The organism is Streptomyces sp. R21 (assembly GCF_041051975.1).
Classification (GTDB): domain Bacteria; phylum Actinomycetota; class Actinomycetes; order Streptomycetales; family Streptomycetaceae; genus Streptomyces.
Genome location: NZ_CP163435.1, coordinates 5,756,620 through 5,773,290 on the forward strand (window position 1 = coordinate 5,756,620; position 16,671 = coordinate 5,773,290).

General features: G+C 71.2%; 16 protein-coding genes. 7 read left to right on the plus strand and 9 right to left on the minus strand.

Annotation, left to right across the window (positions count from 1 at the left end; all coding sequences use genetic code 11):
- Positions 1-199 precede the first annotated feature (199 nt).
- The 5 genes from AB5J56_RS25815 (at position 200) to AB5J56_RS25835 (ending at position 3,993) form a co-directional block, all read left to right on the plus strand.
- Entirely contained in the window at positions 200-1,231 is a 1,032-nt protein-coding gene (locus AB5J56_RS25815) for an aldo/keto reductase (RefSeq protein ID WP_369235434.1), read from the plus strand.
- A 4-nt stretch (positions 1,232-1,235) separates the two neighbouring features.
- On the plus strand, positions 1,236-1,730 hold the full coding sequence (locus AB5J56_RS25820; RefSeq protein WP_369235436.1) for a hypothetical protein: 495 nt from the start codon (positions 1,236-1,238) through the stop codon (positions 1,728-1,730).
- A 96-nt stretch (positions 1,731-1,826) separates the two neighbouring features.
- Positions 1,827-2,252, plus strand: a complete 426-nt coding sequence (locus tag AB5J56_RS25825; RefSeq protein WP_369235438.1) for a MarR family winged helix-turn-helix transcriptional regulator — start codon at positions 1,827-1,829, stop codon at positions 2,250-2,252.
- Between the two features lie 152 nt (positions 2,253-2,404).
- Positions 2,405-3,610 (plus strand): NADP-dependent malic enzyme, encoded by a 1,206-nt coding sequence (locus tag AB5J56_RS25830; protein ID WP_369235440.1) that lies wholly within the window; start codon positions 2,405-2,407, stop codon positions 3,608-3,610.
- Positions 3,611-3,687: 77 nt separating this feature from the next.
- On the plus strand, positions 3,688-3,993 hold the full coding sequence (locus tag AB5J56_RS25835; protein WP_369235442.1) for a putative quinol monooxygenase: 306 nt from the start codon (positions 3,688-3,690) through the stop codon (positions 3,991-3,993).
- A gap of 65 nt (positions 3,994-4,058) precedes the next feature.
- On the opposite strand, the gene AB5J56_RS25840 is transcribed toward AB5J56_RS25835, so the two are convergent.
- A complete protein-coding gene (locus tag AB5J56_RS25840) occupies positions 4,059-5,339 on the minus strand; it encodes an Nramp family divalent metal transporter (RefSeq protein ID WP_369235444.1) in 1,281 nt (426 codons plus the stop codon).
- Positions 5,340-5,461: 122 nt separating this feature from the next.
- On the opposite strand from AB5J56_RS25840, the gene AB5J56_RS25845 reads away from it, so the two are divergent.
- Positions 5,462-6,430 carry a cyclase family protein gene (locus AB5J56_RS25845; protein WP_369235446.1) on the plus strand — a complete coding sequence of 323 codons (969 nt, stop codon included), beginning with the start codon at positions 5,462-5,464 and terminating at the stop codon, positions 6,428-6,430.
- 90 nt (positions 6,431-6,520) lie between these two features.
- Here AB5J56_RS25845 and AB5J56_RS25850 read toward each other — a convergent pair whose 3' ends face one another.
- The 6 genes from AB5J56_RS25850 to AB5J56_RS25875 all read right to left on the minus strand — a co-directional run bounded on the left by AB5J56_RS25850 (position 6,521) and on the right by AB5J56_RS25875 (position 12,624).
- Positions 6,521-6,688 (minus strand): hypothetical protein, encoded by a 168-nt coding sequence (locus AB5J56_RS25850; RefSeq protein WP_369235448.1) that lies wholly within the window; start codon positions 6,686-6,688, stop codon positions 6,521-6,523.
- Between the two features lie 11 nt (positions 6,689-6,699).
- Positions 6,700-7,743, minus strand: a complete 1,044-nt coding sequence (locus tag AB5J56_RS25855) for a 3-oxoacyl-ACP synthase III family protein (RefSeq protein ID WP_369235450.1) — start codon at positions 7,741-7,743, stop codon at positions 6,700-6,702.
- Between the two features lie 148 nt (positions 7,744-7,891).
- Positions 7,892-8,581 (minus strand): HAD family hydrolase, encoded by a 690-nt coding sequence (locus AB5J56_RS25860; RefSeq protein WP_369235452.1) that lies wholly within the window; start codon positions 8,579-8,581, stop codon positions 7,892-7,894.
- On the minus strand, positions 8,578-9,639 hold the full coding sequence (locus AB5J56_RS25865; RefSeq protein ID WP_369235454.1) for a ScbA/BarX family gamma-butyrolactone biosynthesis protein: 1,062 nt from the start codon (positions 9,637-9,639) through the stop codon (positions 8,578-8,580). The genes AB5J56_RS25860 and AB5J56_RS25865 overlap by 4 nt, the downstream gene beginning before the upstream one ends.
- Positions 9,640-9,814: 175 nt before the next feature.
- Positions 9,815-10,882, minus strand: a complete 1,068-nt coding sequence (locus AB5J56_RS25870; RefSeq protein WP_369235456.1) for an aldo/keto reductase — start codon at positions 10,880-10,882, stop codon at positions 9,815-9,817.
- A 191-nt stretch (positions 10,883-11,073) separates the two neighbouring features.
- A complete protein-coding gene (locus tag AB5J56_RS25875; RefSeq protein WP_369235458.1) occupies positions 11,074-12,624 on the minus strand; it encodes an MFS transporter in 1,551 nt (516 codons plus the stop codon).
- A 128-nt stretch (positions 12,625-12,752) separates the two neighbouring features.
- On the opposite strand from AB5J56_RS25875, the gene AB5J56_RS25880 reads away from it, so the two are divergent.
- Positions 12,753-14,357: an FAD-dependent monooxygenase gene (locus tag AB5J56_RS25880; protein ID WP_369235460.1), complete on the plus strand. Its 1,605-nt coding sequence runs from the start codon at positions 12,753-12,755 to the stop codon at positions 14,355-14,357.
- Between the two features lie 90 nt (positions 14,358-14,447).
- On the opposite strand, the gene AB5J56_RS25885 is transcribed toward AB5J56_RS25880, so the two are convergent.
- Together AB5J56_RS25885 and AB5J56_RS25890 are read right to left on the minus strand one after the other, a co-directional pair.
- Positions 14,448-15,275 (minus strand): alcohol dehydrogenase, encoded by an 828-nt coding sequence (locus AB5J56_RS25885; RefSeq protein WP_369235462.1) that lies wholly within the window; start codon positions 15,273-15,275, stop codon positions 14,448-14,450.
- Between the two features lie 92 nt (positions 15,276-15,367).
- A complete protein-coding gene (locus AB5J56_RS25890; protein WP_369235464.1) occupies positions 15,368-16,555 on the minus strand; it encodes a hypothetical protein in 1,188 nt (395 codons plus the stop codon).
- Positions 16,556-16,671: the final 116 nt, after the last annotated feature.

Here is a 16,671-nt window from a genome sequence, read left to right on the forward strand (position 1 = left end):
TCAGTTTCCTCACTACTATCAGGGATCGAATATATATCAGTGTCGTGCCTAGGTTCGCCAGTACCAGGAAAACGGTGCCCAGGGACGAAGTGGGCCTGGATGGAGCCCGGTTGGTCCGCAGGATGGAGTGGGAGCACACCGCATCAACCGAGCGGAGCTCGCCGCACCAACCGAATCGCACCAACCGAAGGGAACCCTCGTGCGTCACACCACTCTCGGCCGCACCGGAATCACGGTCAGCCGGCTGGCACTCGGCACGATGATGCTCGGGGCCTGGGGAAACCCGGACCACGAGGAAGCCGTACGCCTGATCCACACCGCGCTGGACGCGGGCGTCAACTTCATCGACACGGCGGACATGTACTCGGCCGGAGAGTCCGAGCAGATCGTCGGCAAGGCCCTCAAGGGGCGCCGGGACGACGTCGTCCTGGCCACCAAGGTGCACTTCCCGATGGGCGACGACGCCAACCGGCGCGGCAACTCCCGGCGCTGGATCCGCCAGGCCGTCGAGGACAGCCTCCGCCGCCTGGACACCGACCGGATCGACCTCTACCAGATCCACCGCCCCGACCCCACGACGGACCTCGACGAGACCCTCTCCGTCCTCTCCGACCTGGTGCGCGAGGGCAAGGTCATGGCCATCGGCAGCTCGGACTTCCCCGCCGAGCAGCTCGTCGAGGCCCGCTGGACCGCGGAGCGGCGCGGGCACGTGCCCTTCCACACCGAGCAGCCGCCGTACTCGATCTTCATGCGTGGGGTGGAGCGCGGGGTGCTGCCCACCGCGCAGCGCCACGGCGTCGGCGTCCTCACCTGGAGCCCGCTGGCCAGCGGCTGGCTGACGGGCCGCTACCGCCGGGAGAACCCGCTGGAGCTGAACGCGTTCCGGCAGAACCTGATCTCGCACAAGTTCGACCAGACGCTGCCGGGCAACGTCCGCAAGTACGAGGTCGTGGAGGAGCTTCTCAAGCTCGCCGACGACGCCGGTCTCTCACTGACCCACCTCGCGTTGGCCTTCGTGCTCAGCCATCCGGCGGTGGACAGCGCCATCGTCGGACCGCGCACCGAGGAGCAGCTGACCGACCTGCTGGCCGCCGCGGACATCACGCTGGACGACGCGGTCCTCGACCGTATCGACGAGCTGGTCCCGCCCGGCACCGACCTCAACCCGTCGGACGCCGACTACGCGCCCCCGCACCTGGCGGACGCGGGCCTGCGCCGCCGCCGGAGCTGATGACATGCCCGCGCCCGGCGGTGCGTCGTCCTCCGTGCTGGCGGGGACCGTGCTGTGCGGCGGATGCGGCGAGCCGCTCGTCCACCGGGAGGCCGGGGCCGCGGCCGGGGTCTATGCCTGCCCCTCCGGCTGCCGACCCCCGGTGCCGGCCGCAGAACTGGACCGGCGGGTCGGCCGGGCCGTCCTGGAGCGGATGTGGACGGCCGACACGCTCGCCCGGATGGCCGCCGCACAGGAACTGCTCGACCGGCTGGGATACGGCCTGCACCATCGCGTGCCCGTGTCGCTCAAGCACGCCCTGTATCAGTGGGAGCACGAGTTCGACGACGAGACGCGGCGCGCGCTGGTGCAGGACGCGGTGATCGTCATCGTGCTGTTTCCGGCCGCCCGGCTTCCGGCGGCCGGGCCGGACTCCGCGGACTCCGCGGACTCCGACGGCGAACTCTTCCTCGGCTGGCGCCGGGTCAGGGCCGCCGCCACGGCTGTGCGGAAGGAATAATTCCGGCCGCTTCTGTCGAATCTCCAGCAGAGGCCATACACCGATAAGAGATTTGCGGGTAACCTGCCCGGCATGGGGCCGTCGGTGGAAGAACGCATGGGACAGCGCATCAAGCGTGTGGAGCAGGAACTCACTGCTGCCAAGCACGCGGCGCTGCGCCCGTTCAAGATCAATGTTCCGCAGTACAACGTACTGCTCGCACTCATGCTGGAGCCGGGCCTCTCCGGGGCCGCGCTGGCCCGGCGCGGCATGGTCACCCCGCAGACCATGTCGTCGGTGCTGTCGACGCTGGAGGGGCGCAGCCTGGTCGAGCGTCGCCCGCATCCGATCCACAGCCACATCCTCGAAGCCCGCCTCACGCGCACCGGCGGTGCGCTGATCCGGCGCGCCGACGAGGCGGTGGCGGAGGTCGAGAAGGTGCTGGGCGACTGCTTCGGGCCGGACGAGGCGGCGACCTTCCAGGCGCAGCTCGACCGCTGCTCGAAGGCGCTGTCGGGCTGGAAGCCCGCGGGCGGGAAGTAGTCCCCCGTGTAGCCGTGTGACCCCGGGCGCTCGCTCGTTCTCGGGGCGGGTTCAGTGCGTTGCGTATGTAAGACATCTTATGGAATGCTGATGTCGAATACTCATCAGGGATGCGCGCCGCAGGGGTGCGCACACTCGACCCCGAGGTATCCATGTCTGCGAGCGCTCCGAACTTCCCGAGCACCCCGAGCACCCCGAACTCCCTTGAGCAGGACCCGGCCTTCGCGCTCCACCGCGGCGGGAAGCTGGCCGTGCGCTCCACCGTCACGGTGGACGACGCGGAACAGCTCTCGCTGGCCTACACCCCCGGTGTGGCCCGGGTGTGCACCGCCATCGCGGAACGTCCCGAGCTGGCGGACCTCTACACCTGGCGGTCGCACACGGTCGCCGTGGTCTCCGACGGCACCGCCGTGCTCGGCCTCGGCGACATCGGCCCGGCCGCGGCCCTGCCGGTCATGGAGGGCAAGGCGCTGCTGTTCAAGGAGTTCGCCGACGTCGACGCCGTACCGGTCTGCCTGGCCGCCACCGACGTCGACGACCTGGTGGACACCGTCGTACGGCTCGCGCCCAGCTTCGGCGGCATCAACCTGGAGGACATCAGCGCCCCGAGGTGCTTCGAGATCGAGGACCGGCTGCGGGCCGCCCTGGACATCCCGGTCTTCCACGACGACCAGCACGGCACCGCGGTCGTCGTGCTGGCGGCGCTGCGCAACGCGGCCCGCCTGACCGGGCGTTCACTCGGTGACCTGCGTGCCGTGGTGGCCGGGGCCGGGGCCTCGGGGCTCGCCGTCAGCCGGATCCTGCTGGAGGCCGGCATCAAGGACCTCGCCGTCGGCGACAGCAAGGGACTGCTGCACGCCGGCCGCGACGACCTGAACCCGTACAAGGCGGCGATGGCGCGGGACAGCAACCGCGCCGGGCACACCGGCTCCGTGGAGGAGGCGCTGCGCGGCGCCGACGTGTTCATCGGCCTGTCCGGGGCGACCATCGGCGAGGCGGCCCTCGCCGGGATGGCCGAGGACGCGATCGTCTTCGCGCTCTCCAACCCCACTCCTGAGGTGGACCCCGCGATCGCCGGGCGGCACGCGCGCGTGGTGGCCACCGGGCGCAGCGACTACCCCAACCAGATCAACAACGTCCTCGCGTTCCCCGGCATCTTCCGCGGCGCCCTCGACGTGCGGGCCACCACCGTCACCGAGGGCATGAAGCTCGCCGCCGCGGACGCCATCGCCGCCGTCGTCGGCGACGACCTCAGCGCCGACCTCGTCGTGCCCAGCCCGTTCGACGCCCGCGTCGCCCCGGCGGTGGCTGCGGCCGTCGCCGACCGTGCCCGCCGCGACGGCGTCGCCCGCGACTGACGTACACCGCCGTACTCAAAGACCCGACTGGCAAGAACAACCGACAAGAACAACCGACAAGAAGAGGTAGGTCTCCCGTGTACACCGTCGCCGTCTCCTTCATCGTCCCCGCGGACCGGCGTGACGAGTTCGTCGCCGCCGCTCTGGAGGACGGGCGCCGCTCGACCGCCGACGAGCCGGGCACCCGCGCCTTCGACCTGATCACCGACGCCGAGGACCCCAACCGCTTCTACCTGTACGAGGCCTACGACGACGAGGCCGCGTTCGACGCCCACTGCGAGGGCGAGCACTTCGCCAAGTTCTTCGAGGCCGTCGGCGGCTGGGCGGAGGGCCCCACCTGGCTGCTGCGCGGCACGCGCGTCGCGGACCCCGCCACTGTGTGACAGACAGGCGGAAGGGGGCGGTGGGCATCTGCCCGCCGCCCCCTTCCGCCTGTCAAGTTCCGCTCTCAGAACGCCAGTTGGACCAGCAGTACGCCGTTGATCACGATCGCGGTCGCCGCGACGGCCGAGGCCGCGACGGTGGTGGCGCGATGGTTGACCGCCGAGCCCATCAGGGAGCGGCGGGAGGTGAAGACGATGAGCGGGACGAGTGCGAACGGGATGCCCACGGACAGTCCCACCTGGGAGAGCACCAGCAGCCGCGTGGTGTCCACGCCGACGACGAGCAGAAGCACCGCGGGTGCCAGCGCCGCCAGCCGCCGCACCCACGCCGGTACGCGGCGGCGCAGGAGATCCTTCATGGCGATGTCGCCCGCGTGCGTGCCGACCGCCGTGGACGCGAGCCCGGAGAACAGCAGGGCGAGGGCCAGCGCGAGCGCGGGAGCGGCACCGAGCAGGGTGCCGACGGTGCCGTGGATCTCCTCCAGCTCCTGGGGTCCGCCGTGCGGCAGGGCCGCCGCCATGATCAGCAGGGCGGCGTTGACGGTTCCGGCGAGCAGCATCGCGAAGACCACGCCGGAGCGGGTCACCGACAGCGTCTCCCGGATTCGGCCCGTGCCGCTGATCAGGTCTCCGGGCAGTCCGCCCGCCGGCCCGCCCAGGGTGTCCGCGCTGTCGCGGCTCAGCGCCGAGTGGACGTAGACCGCGTGCGGCATGACGGTCGCGCCGAAGATGCCGGACGCGAGGAGCAGGGCCTGGCCGTCCGGCAGCAGGGGGCGCAGCCCCGAGGCCATGCCGGTCGCCGAGGGTCCGGCGGCGACCATGCAGCCGATGAACCCGCAGGCGATCAGCGCCAGGGCGGCGGTGACGGCCACGGCGAACGCGTTGCCGCCGCGTGCGGTGCGCAGCCGGAGCAGGACCGAGGAGGCCACGGCGGTGGCGACCGCCCCGATCCACAGGGGCAGGCCGAACAGCAGGTGCAGGGCGACCGCCCCGCCGACCACCTCGGCGACGTCGGTGGCGGCGGCCACGAGCTCCGCCTGGGCCCAGTAGGCGAGCCGGGCGCGCCGGCCGAGCGCCGCTCCCACGGACTGGGTGAGCGAACGCCCGGTGCAGGCGCCGAGCTTGGCCGACAGGTACTGGATCACTCCGGCGGACGCGCCCGCCGCGACGACGACCCACAGCAGCGCGTATCCGTACCCGGAACCGGCGCTGAAGTTGATCGCGACGTTTCCCGGATCGACATAGGCGACGGCGGTCACCAGGGCCGGGCCGAAGCCCAGTGAAGCCCTGGTCGCGGCGCGTACGGCCGGTCGTGAGGTGCTCGGCGGGGCAAGGACGTCGGTCATGGCAACCCTCCCAATTTCAACGATGCCTTATGTCTATCAGATCTCTTATGATTACATGAGATCGTACAGCCGGGCCCAGCCCGGCGCAGCCGATCCCGCCAACCCCGCCGAAGGAGAGCAACGTGTGCGGAACCTGGGTGATGAAGGCCGTGTACGGCGACACGTACACGGAGGACCACGACCTGATCCACGCCCACAAGGCGTGCAACCCCGAGGAGAGCGTGCAGTCCGTCGGTGAGGTGCGCCGCGCGGCGGCGGCGGCCGGGCCCAGCCGACGCCGGATGTTCGGTCTCGCCGGGGCGCTGGGCGCCGCGGTGACCGGCATGGGCCTGCTGGACGCCAAGCCGGCCTCCGCCTCCTCACCCGTCGCCGGAGCGAAGAAGCTGTTCGGCGCCGGCCGCCGCATCGTGGACATGAGCCACGCCTGGGGCGAGGACTTCCCGGTCTTCCGCCCCTTCGTCGAGCCGCCGAAGTTCACGCAGGTCGCGTCCGTCGAGAAGGAGGGCTACAACACCCTCATCATCACGATGGACGAGCACAGCGGCACGCACATGGACGGCCCGAAGCACTTCGACAACGGCCAGCTCGCCACCGACGAGATCCCCGCCGAGAGCCTGATAGCGCCGCTCGTGGTCGTCCGTATCACCGACCGCACGGAGAAGGACCTCGACGCCCTGCTCACCTACGACGACCTGCGCAAGTGGGAGAGCCGCCACGGCCGTATCCCGGACGGCGCCGTGGTCGCGATGGACTGCGGCTGGTCCTCGCGCATCAACGACCCGGAGCGCATCTTCAACCGGGACGCGGACGGCAAGCCCCACTTCCCCGGCATCGGCTGGGACGCCGCCGAGTTCCTCGCCTCCAGCCGCAACATCGTGGGCGTGGCCACCGACAGCCCGAGCCTCGACTCGGGGGCCAACAACTACATCGACCCGCGGGCCCACAAGTACCTGCTGCCCACCGGCCACTACGGCATCGAGTGGATGGCGAACGTGGACCAGCTGCCGGAATCCGGCGCGATGGCCGTCATCGGCCTGATGAAGCACAAGGGCGGCTTCGCGGGCCCGGTGCGGATGTTCGGCATCTACTGAGTTACCTGCTCGGCTCGGAAAAGCCGGTGTCCCCCCTGTTGCCTCAGGGGGGACACCGGCTCTTCTACGTCGGTCGTCGCGCTGTCGGCCTCAGCCGCGTCGGCCGGGGGTGCGCGGCGGTGCCGACTCGGCCGGGGCGGTGCCCAGCAGCCAGGACTGGAGGGAACGTTCCGTCGCCCGGCGGAGGTTGGTGCGGCGGCGGGCCGCCACATGCCTGCGGATGAGTGCCGCCAGTTCCGGATCGTCCCCGCCACTCATCTCGTGGCCGTTCACCGGGCCGCCAGCACGCGCTGCTCGTCCTGCTCGCCGTCCCGGGCGTACGCCGTCGGGGCCCACTGCGTCAGGATCGCGCCCACCGTCATCCCGCCGCCGAAGCCCGCCATCAGCACGGTGTCCCCGTCGGCGAACTCGCCCTGCCGATGCGCGATGTCGAGGGTCACCGGCACCGACGCCGAGCCCGTGTTCCCGTACAGCTCCAGCGCCAGGTGCATCGTCGCCGAGGGCATACCGAGGGCCGGCCACACCTCGCCGAGCATCACGCCGTTGGCCTGGTGCGGCACGAAGTGCTGTACGTGATCACGGTCCACGCCGGCCCGGTCGAGCAGTTCGTGCAGCGCCTCGGGGAGGTTCTCCTGCACGAAGGAGCGCACACCGCGCCCGTCCATCCGGAAGTAGTGCGCGCCCTCGTCGAGGGTGTGCTCGGTGGCGGGCATCCGGCTGCCGCCGGCCGGCACGCTGATGAGCCGGTACTGGTCGCCGCGGGTGAGCAGGCTGGTCTCCCGGATCCCGCAGGTGTCCGGGACGCCGCCCAGCAGGACCGCGCCCGCACCGTCGCCGAAGAGGATGGCGGTCTTGCGGTCGGAGTAGTCGAGGATGCGGGAGTAGATGTCGGCGCCGATGACCAGTGCGTACCTTCCCTCGCCGGCCGCCCTCAGCAGGCGCTCGGCCACCGTGGTGGCGTACACGAAACCGCTGCACACCGCGTTGATGTCGAACGCCGCGGCGTTCACCGCGCCGATCAGGTGCTGGACGATGCTCGCCGTCGCCGGCTGCGGGTGGTCGGGCGTGGAGGTGGCGAGCACGATGTACGCCACGTCCTCGGCCCGGACCCCGGCCTGTTCCAGCGCCGCACGGGCGGCGCGGGCGGCCAGGTCCGAGGTGGCGTCACGGTCGTCGGCGCGCCGACGTTCCCGTATGCCGGTCTTGCGCACGATCCATTCGTCGGTCACGCCCGCCCCGCGCGCGATCTCCTCATTAGTGACGACCGTGCTGGGCAGGTAGGAGCCGGTGGCCAGAATGCCGATACGAGTCATGAAAGAACCTCCCCTTCCAAGGCGGGCCGCCGGACGCGACCCGCAGATGTTTCCGACCGCCGCCCGACCCCCCGGACGACACGGACCGCACGCCGCCGCAGCACGAGCCCGGCCACGACCGCGCTGCGCGTGGACAACCGGAGCCCGGTCATCCGCGGGGGGCCCGGGTCAGCATGCGGGACCAGCCCGAGCGTCGGGCGTGGGCGGTGAGTTCCTCGTCGTCGCCGACCGCCACCGGGCGGCCCACGGCCTCCAGCATCGGGACGTCGCTGATGTGGTCGCCGTACGCGGAACTGCGGGCCAGGTCGAAGCCGCGCAGGGCCGCCGCGATGCGGACCGCCCGCCCCTTGGTCGCGCCGATCATGGGCACCAGGACCTCCCCGGTGAGCTCGCCCCGCCGGACGACCGGACGGGTGCCGAGCACCTGGTCGGCGCGGACGTCCTCGGCGATCGGGTCGAGGCAGGCGAAGAACGAACCGGAGACCAGCACCACGGGCTGCCCGGCCTTCTGGTGTGCGGCCAGCGCCTCCTCGACCTCGGGGACGTACAGGCCGTCCGCCCGCTCCTGCCACTCCGTGGTGAACCACCGGCGCCCGGCGTGCGAGAGGTGTTTCGCCTCCTCGCCCCGGTAGAGGCGGTAGTACCTGCGGTTGATCTCGCCGCGCGGCGCCCCCCGCAGCGCCGCGTCCCGCAGTTCACTCGTCAACCGGTCGTAGGTGGCCGGGGGTTCGCCACGGGAGCGCAGGTAGAACTCCAGGAACCGGAACATGCTCTTGACGCGGATCAGTGTCTCGTCCACGTCCGAGAAGACGGCCTGCGAAGCCGCCCCGGCGCTCACGCCGCCATCCGGGCGAGGACGAAGTCGAACACGCACAGCGGCTCGCCCTTCTGCGAGGCCTCGACGCGCACCGGAAGCTGCGTCGACAGCCCGGACTCCCGCTCGGCGGGGAGCGTCCCGCCGAGGGTGTAGAGCGTCACGGCGCCGGCCGTCTCCCGCGGGCTGTCGACCCACGCGGTCAGCACCGTGTCGTCCTCCAGCTCGCCGAAGCGCGTGAAGCGCACCCGCATCTCGGTGACGAGGGTCTTGAAGGTCGCCAGGCCCTGGACGTCCAGCGCGGCCAGCAGCGCGAGCTGCCGGGCGCCCTCGGCGATGACCATGCCGGGCAGATGGTCCTGCGGGTGGTCGAAGAGGCTGGCGTGCCGGGCGGGTATGCGCAGCAGCGCCTGCGCGGTGTTGTCGGTGACCGCCGCGTCGACCAGCACGACGTTCTCCGGGTTGGCGCGGCCGACCAGATGCGGGGCGACGGGCGTCCCGGGCGTACTGGTCGGGTACGTCGCGGACGACGGCAGCGCGAACCCGTCGCGGTTGTTGAGCCGCAGGGTCAGATACCCCGTCGGCGTCTTGAAGCGGAGCCCGACGGACGCCTGTCCGATCACGGTGCCGTCGGTGATCAGGTCCATCTCGTAGTCGAGGCCGGTGACCCGGCCCTCGCGTTCCTTGCGGCTGACGATGTTCACACGGAAGGCGAGCGAGATCGGCGAGGAGCCCACGACGACCATCTGCGGGTGGTCGAGGCGGAGGCTGAGGTGGGTGAGGATGAACTTGTTGTCGGACGGCACACCGTAGAAGCTGTGCGCGCCCGCGAGGGCGGCCTGCCGGCACGCCTCCAGGATCAGCAGCGGGTCGTAGCAGCCCGGACGCAGCAGGTGGTCGCCGTAGTAGGCGTGCGACCTGGGCAGCTGCGAGGCCGCGGCGTAGTGGTCCTCGTCGATGGGCTGCAGGTCCGTCAGGAACACTTCGCCCAGCGCGTCCCGATGGACGAGCAGACGGTCCACGGTGCGCGTGTAGTCCAGCGGCGGTACCGCCGCGGGGGCGGCATGGGGTGCAGTGGTCATGGATGGCCTGGCTTTCTGTCGTGGTGGTGGTGATTTCCTGCTCGTGGTCGGTGCGGAGAGGGCAGGACGGGCGGAGGGCACGACAGACGGGCGGAGGGACGACACGGGAGCGTCGTCCCTCCGCCGCTGTCCTGGGGCGCTACGGGCTGCCATACCGGAAAGAGGTCGGGCGAGGTCAGGCGGGGTACACGTCGCCCGGCTCCTTGCGGTCGGCGCCCACGGTGCCGATGTGCCAGTACGGGTACGGCGCCTCGGTCTCGCTGACCTTGTCCAGCCGGGCCAGCTCGTCGGCGGAGAGCGTCCACTCCATGGCCTTGAGGTTGTCGTCGAGCTGGTGCGGCTTGGTCGCGCCGACCACGGCGGAGGTGATGCCGGGCTTGGCGAGCACCCAGTTCAGGGCGACCTGCGCGATGGTCGCACCGCGCTCCTCGGCGACCCGGGCCATCTCGTCGACGATGTCGTACGCCTGGTCCTCGTTGGTCAGCGGAGCCGACTCGGCGGGCGTGAGCTGCGAGAGGCGGCTGCCCTCGGGGCGGCCCTCGCCGCGCCGGTACTTGCCGGTGAGGAAGCCGCCGGCGAGCGGGGACCAGGCGGTGACGCCGACCTTCTGGTCGACGGCGAGCGGGATGATCTCGTGCTCCAGGTCGCGGGCGCCGATGTTGTAGTAACCCTGGTAGCAGACGAAGCGGTTGAGGTTGCGGCGCTCGGAGACGGAGAGCGCCTTCATCAGCTGCCAGCCGGCGAAGTTGGAGACGCCGATGTAGCGGATCTTGCCGGACCGGATCAGGTCGTCGAGCGTGCGCAGGGTCTCGTCCAGGGACGTACGCGGGTCGAAACCGTGGATGTGGTAGATGTCGATGTAGTCGGTGTTCAGGCGCCGCAGGCTGTCGTTGACCGCCGCGTTCAGGTGGTGGCGGGTGGCACCGATGTCGTTGGGGTCGTCGGTGATCCTCCAACGGCCCTTGGTGCCGATGATGACGCGGTCGCGCACCTTCTGCAGGGTCCGGCCGAAGAACTCCTCGCCCATGCCGTTCTTGTAGACGTCGGCGGTGTCGAAGAAGTTGATGCCGGCGTCGAGGGCCTGGTCCATCATCCGCAGCACGTTCTGGTCGTCGACCGTGCCGAACTCCGACCAGTTGCGCTCGGCGTTTCCGAGGAAGCTGGCGCCGCCGCCGAACGTCATGGCGCCGAAGCACAGTTCGGAGACGGACAGGCCGGTGTCGCCGAGGTAGCGGTAACGCATCTTCTCCTGCTTTCGGTTGGGGTTGGGTGTTGAACTGGCTTGCTGCGTGGGGGAGTTGAGGGGGTGCAGAGGGAGTGGGGGGAGGGGGATCGAGGGGATCGGGGGATCGGGGGAGCGAGGGGAGAAGGGGGAAGAGGGAGCGCCCGGGACGGGGGGATGACCGGGCGCTCCCCGCTGTGGGGCGGCGGGCGTCAGTTCGCCGCGTCCGCCAGTTCCTTGTCCTTGACGACGAGGAACGTGGTGATGGCGCCGGCCGCCGCGAGCACGGCCAGCGCGATGAACGACACGTGCAGGCTGGAGGTCAGGCTGTGCGCCACCGCGTCCAGCGCCTCGGGCCGCCGCGCCGGGGAGACGGTGGCGAGCGCGGCGTCGACCCGGCCCTGGGTGGCCTCGCCGGCGAGACGGGGCGCCTGGTCCACGAACTGCGGTGCGCGGTCGAGGAGTTCACCGCGGGTGTAGGAGGACAGGAATCCGCCCGCCGCGGCGACGGCCACGGTCTCGCCCGCGATCCGCATGGTGTTGAAGATGCCCGACGCCATGCCCGCCCGTTCGACGGGTACGACGCTGACGGCGGCGTTGTCCATCGCCCCGAACGCCGAGCCGACCCCGAGGCCGAAGATCAGCAGCGGCGCCACCACGGTGGTCCAGGACTGACCGGGCTCCAGGACGACCATCCACAGCGAGCCGACGGCGATCAGCAGCGAGCTGACCGTCAGCAGCATGCGCGGGGTGACCCGGTCCGCGACGAGCTTGCCGATCAGCAGCGGCAGCACGAAGATCGGCAGCATCAGCGGCATCAGCAGCAGCCCCGACTCGGTGCTGGAGTAGCCTCCGACGCCCTTGAAGTACGGCGGCAGGAAGTTCAGCAGCACCACGAAGCCGAAGGTGATGGTGAACGGCTGGCAGACCACCACCACGAAGGTGGCGTTGCGGAACAGCGACAGGTCGAACATGGGCCGCTCCACCCGCTGTTCGATCACCACGAACGCCGCCATGAACAGCACGAAGCCCACGAGTGAGCCGAGGGTCGCCGGGTGCCCCCAGCCGCGTTCGCCGCCCTCGACGAAACCGAGCGCGAGCAGGAAGAGGCCGGCGCTGAAGGTGGCGAGACCGGGCCAGTCCACCCGGGTGGCGTTCGGGTCGCGCGACTCCTTGATGCGCGGCATCAGAACGAGGGCCACGGCGCCCACGAGGACGTTGATCCAGAACACCCCGCGCCAGCCGGCCAGGCCGACGAGCGCCCCGCCGAGCACGGGCCCGAGCGCCAGCCCGGCCCCGAAGGCGGTGCCGAGGACGCCGAAGGCCTGGGTGCGCCTGCGTCCGGTGAAGGAGGCGGCCAGGATCGCGGCGCCGCTGGTGAGCACGCCGGCCGCGCCGATGCCCTGCAGGGCGCGCGCGATGTCGAGGACCAGGATGTCGGTGGACAGCGCGGCGACGACCGACATGGCCATGAAGACGACGGTGCCGATCGCCAGGATGCGGCGGCGGCCGAACTGGTCGGCGAGGGTGCCGGCCGCCAGCATGCAGGCCGCGAACGTCACCCCGTACGCGTTCTGCACCCACTGGCCGCCGGCCACCGTGGAGTCGAGGTCGATGGTGAGGTCGGGCATGGCCACCGCGGGGGCGGTGATGGCAAGGGGGAGCAGCACGCTGGCCAGCGCGACCGCGATCATCACGCTGAGCGAGCCCGTGTCCTCCCGGCGCTCGGGCGCTGTCGTCCGGGTCTCGGTCTGGGTGGTCATGACCCCTCTTTCTTCCGCTGTTCTCGGCGTGCGACCTAATGTAAGATCTCGAAGTACCGTAAGACATCTGATGGCTGTCGTCAATGAGCGTCAAGTCACCGAGCGTCCATGAGAGATGGAGGAGCTCCATGCCGAACACCGCGCAACCGGCACAGGAAAAGGCTCTGGCGAATCCGTACGACGTACTGATCGTGGGAGCGGGGCCGACCGGGATGATGGCGGCCTGCGAACTGCTGCGACGGGGCGTGCGCGTGCGCATCGTCGACCGCGCCCCCGAACCCTCGCCCTTCCCCAAGGCGCTGCTGGTCTGGCCGCGCAGCATCGACCTCTTCGAAGACCTCGGAGTCCTCTCCGAACTGCGCGGCACCGGCGTCCAGATCAACGCGTTCAGCTACTTCACCGAGCGGCGGCGGCTGGCGAGCTTCGACTTCCCGCAGTCGCTCAGCCCGCTGTGCCTGCCGCAGAACGAGACCGAGCGCATCCTGCGCGACCGGCTGCGCGCACTGGGCGGCAAGGTGGAGCGCGGAGTACGGCTGCTCACCTTCGACGGGCTGGACTTCTCCGGGCGCATCGACGGCGTCGACGGGGTGACCGCCGTACTGGAGCACTCCGACGGCCGCGTCGAGCGCACCCGGGCGGCCTTCGTCATCGGCACCGACGGGGCGGGCAGCGCGGTCCGCGGCCAGCTGGGCAGCGGCTTCTCCGGCAGCACCTACGAGAGTGCGTTCGCCCTGGTCGACGCGGAGATCAAGGGGTACCTGCCGCCGGACCAGGCGCTGTACTACCAGTCGGCCGCGGGCGCGCTGGTCGTGGTCGCGCTGCCGGGCGGCATCTACCGGTTCTTCTCCAGCATGGCCCCGGGGGAGAAGGTCAGCGTCGAGAAGATGCAGAAGATCGTCGACGAGCGGGGCCCCCGTGGTGTCACGCTCACCAACCCGGTCTGGGAGTCGGAGTTCCGCATCCACGCCCGGCACGCCAGCGACTTCCAGCTCGGCCGGGTCTTCATAGCCGGCGACGCGGCGCACGTGCACAGTCCCGCGGGCGGCCAGGGGCTCAACACGGGCATGCAGGACGCCCACAACCTGGCGTGGAAGATCGCCGCCGTACTCCAAGGCAGGGCTCCTTCCCGGCTGTTGCTCACCTACGGACCCGAACGGGCCGCCGTGGCCCGGCGCGTGGTCCGCGACACCGACATCCAGACCCGCGGCTGGATGGTGCGCGGCTCGCTGGCGGTCAAGGCCCGCGACGCCGCGTTCCGTACGGCCGAACGCACCGGCCTCTTCCGGCTGTACGCCCCCGTCATGGCGGGCCGCCGCCTGGCGTATCCGGCCGTCCGCGCCAGCCAGCTGCCGGGCGACCGCTCCGCGTGCCGGCTCCGCTCGCGGCTGCCCGGCGGCCTGAGCGTCGGCGCGGTCTTCCCGCGCGAACTGGCCGCCCCCAACGGGTTCGCCGGGCCGCGCGCCGAGCCGCTCGGCTGGACCCTCGCCGTGGTGTGCCGGGGCGAGGCGGCCGCCTGGCGCGAGCAGGTGCGCGGGTTGACCGAGGCATGGCCCGAGGTGCGGACCGTGCATCTGTCCGCCGGTTCCGCCCGCTCCGAGACGGGGTGCCGGCAGCAGGGCTACTACCTGGTCAGGCCGGACGGCCACATCGCCGCGCACGGTCACCAGGGCGACCTGGCCCTGCTGCGCGCCGAACTCACCGAGTGGCTGGGGCCGGTGACCGCCGCCGGATGATCCGGGAGACGGCGAAGAGGGGGTGCGGCCCGTGGGCCGCACCCCCTCTTTCATTGCGCCGGGGCTTCGAAGACCGAGGTCAGGCCGAGGTCAGGCCGCGGTAGGCGCCGCCGTGGCGACGGCGCCCAGAGACAGCTCGCCCGTGGTCAACAGGTCGAGCAGCTGCGCGAGTTCGCGGTCCTCCGGGGTGGCCGTACGGAAGACGAAGTGCCGCAGACCGGCCTGCTCCGGGCCGCCGAAGAACCGGAAGAAGCTGATGTCGGCGGCGTGCGGGGCGAAGCTCTCGTAGAGGAACACCGTCGCGCTGTCCGCCGCCAGACCCATCCCGGCCGCGATCAGGTCGCCCGCGGCTGCTTCGTAGATGACGTCGAAGGAGTCGGTGACGCCGTCGAGTTCCGTGACCACGCGGGCCGCGCCCAGGCGCTCGACCAGCGCGACCTGCGCCGCCTCCCGCACCACCGCGGTCACCTCGGCGCCCAGCGCCCCGGCCAGCTCCACCAGCAGCCGGCCTATGCCCTGGTCGGCGCCGGTGACCATGACCCGGCGACCGGAGAGCGGCCCGGCGCTGCGCACCAGCCGCAGCGCGGTCAGCACCGCCACCCGCAGTGCCGCCGCCTGCTCGAAGCTCACGTGGTCGGGAAGGACCACGGCGTACTCGGAGGGCAGCGCCATGCACGAGGACCACTGCCGGCCCGTCGCCACCCCCACGATCCGGTCTCCCGGCATCGGGCTGAATCCCTCGGGGGCGCCCCGGAGCACCACCCCGGCCACGTCCCATCCCGGCAGCCAGCCCTCCGGGAGCGGTTCGGCCTTGATCATCTCGTCGAGTTCGGGCGCCACCGCACGCACCGCGACGAGGATCTCGTCCTCGGCCTGTGCGGTGACCGCGTCCTGTCGGGAAGTGAGCTGCTCGGACATGACAATTCCTCTCGTACCTACGGTTGTTTCCTCAGGTGGCTCAGTGGGGCTCGGCAGATGGGTGCGGCCGTGACCCGGTGCTTCAGGGGCGTTCAGTACTCCTCGGACACCAGGACGGCCTCGGTGGCGTCCACGTCGTCCACCGCGACCACCTCGAACAGATCCGGCTGTTCGATGACGCAGGCCGCGAGGGAGAGATGGCTCTCCAGCACCCGGAACCTGATCCAGGCGTGGGTGTGGTGGTCGTCGGGCACCCCGGCGGCCAGCCGCACCCTCAGCTGGATCCGCTGCTCCCCGCTCACCACCACCTGCGCGGCGGCGACCCCCTCGACGGCGGTGGCCAGCTCGACCAGTTCCCTGGCGGAGACGGCACGGCCGTGGAAGCGGAAGAACGGCGACGAGGGGCCGAACACCCGGACCGCCGGCCCGGGCAGCCCGCAGGTGCAGTACGCGAACTCGCCCCGGTCCTCTGTCTGGTAGCGGATCAGCGGCGGGTTCCTGGACAGGTCGAGCGTCGTCACCCGCAGCCGGCCGTCGACGATCTCCACATGCTGGTGCGGCAGCGGGTGATAGACGTCCGCCAGGCACTGCGGCCCGCGATGCCCGGTCACCCAGGCACTCGGTGACCCGTAGAGGCGCCAGACCTCCGTGTACGGGAAGCACTCGGCGATCTGCGCGTCCGCGGTGGTGTCGTGCGTCGCCCCGCCCAGCAGCAGGGTGCGCAGCCACGGCACCGGCCGGCCGGCCGCCGTACTGCCCAGCAATCGGCGCAGCGTCTCCGGAGGCGCCGCCAGCGCGGTGACGTTGTGCCGGGCGAAGAAGTCCAGCCAGTCGTCGTGCGATCCGTCCGGCAGCCGTCCGAAGGCGAGCGTCGTCGCTCCCGACTCGACGGCGAACCGGTTGTAGAAGTAGTGGTCGGGCCGCAGCTTGCCGGGCGGATGCAGATTGGCGAGGACGTCCGTGGGACCCAGCGGGCGCCAGGCCCGGCGGATCTGCGGGGCGAACATCCCCTCCGGCAGCAGGGTCAGCGCGGGCGAGTCGAGGGTGCCGCCGTCGGCCCACAGCTGGGCCGAGCCGCTCGGGTGCCCGAGGGTCAGAACCTCCTTCGTGGCAAGGGCCAGTTCCGGCTGGGTCAGCACCGGAAGGTCGGTGAGCACCGGTAAGTCCCCGGCGGCATGAGGCGCGTACTTGGCGGCCAGCGAGGGGACGCGCGCCGCACGCCGCACCAGCTCGGGCAGCAGCGACAGCGCGGCGGCCCCCTGTCCTGTCGGCCGTCTCACCTCGGACGTGTGCGGAACCAGCGGAACCATCAGAGCTCACCCCTCCAGCTCGTGCACGGCCTCGGCGGAAGCCGGGGCGTGGAAGCAGACTAGTACCGTAGTACCTTCTTGGTCCA

Excerpts from the sequence above, each read along its gene's own strand:
- AB5J56_RS25820 (WP_369235436.1), top strand. The coding sequence starts at position 1,236 with ATGCCCGCGCCCGGCGGTGCGTCGTCCTCCGTGCTGGCGGGGACCGTG.
- AB5J56_RS25865 (WP_369235454.1), bottom strand. The coding sequence starts at position 9,639 with ATGACCACTGCACCCCATGCCGCCCCCGCGGCGGTACCGCCGCTGGAC.
- AB5J56_RS25825 (WP_369235438.1), top strand. The coding sequence starts at position 1,827 with ATGGGACAGCGCATCAAGCGTGTGGAGCAGGAACTCACTGCTGCCAAG.
- AB5J56_RS25885 (WP_369235462.1), bottom strand. The coding sequence starts at position 15,275 with ATGTCCGAGCAGCTCACTTCCCGACAGGACGCGGTCACCGCACAGGCC.
- AB5J56_RS25880 (WP_369235460.1), top strand. The coding sequence starts at position 12,753 with ATGCCGAACACCGCGCAACCGGCACAGGAAAAGGCTCTGGCGAATCCG.
- AB5J56_RS25830 (WP_369235440.1), top strand. The coding sequence starts at position 2,405 with ATGTCTGCGAGCGCTCCGAACTTCCCGAGCACCCCGAGCACCCCGAAC.
- AB5J56_RS25875 (WP_369235458.1), bottom strand. The coding sequence starts at position 12,624 with ATGACCACCCAGACCGAGACCCGGACGACAGCGCCCGAGCGCCGGGAG.
- AB5J56_RS25870 (WP_369235456.1), bottom strand. The coding sequence starts at position 10,882 with ATGCGTTACCGCTACCTCGGCGACACCGGCCTGTCCGTCTCCGAACTG.
- AB5J56_RS25850 (WP_369235448.1), bottom strand. The coding sequence starts at position 6,688 with ATGAGTGGCGGGGACGATCCGGAACTGGCGGCACTCATCCGCAGGCAT.
- AB5J56_RS25855 (WP_369235450.1), bottom strand. The coding sequence starts at position 7,743 with ATGACTCGTATCGGCATTCTGGCCACCGGCTCCTACCTGCCCAGCACG.
- AB5J56_RS25840 (WP_369235444.1), bottom strand. The coding sequence starts at position 5,339 with ATGACCGACGTCCTTGCCCCGCCGAGCACCTCACGACCGGCCGTACGC.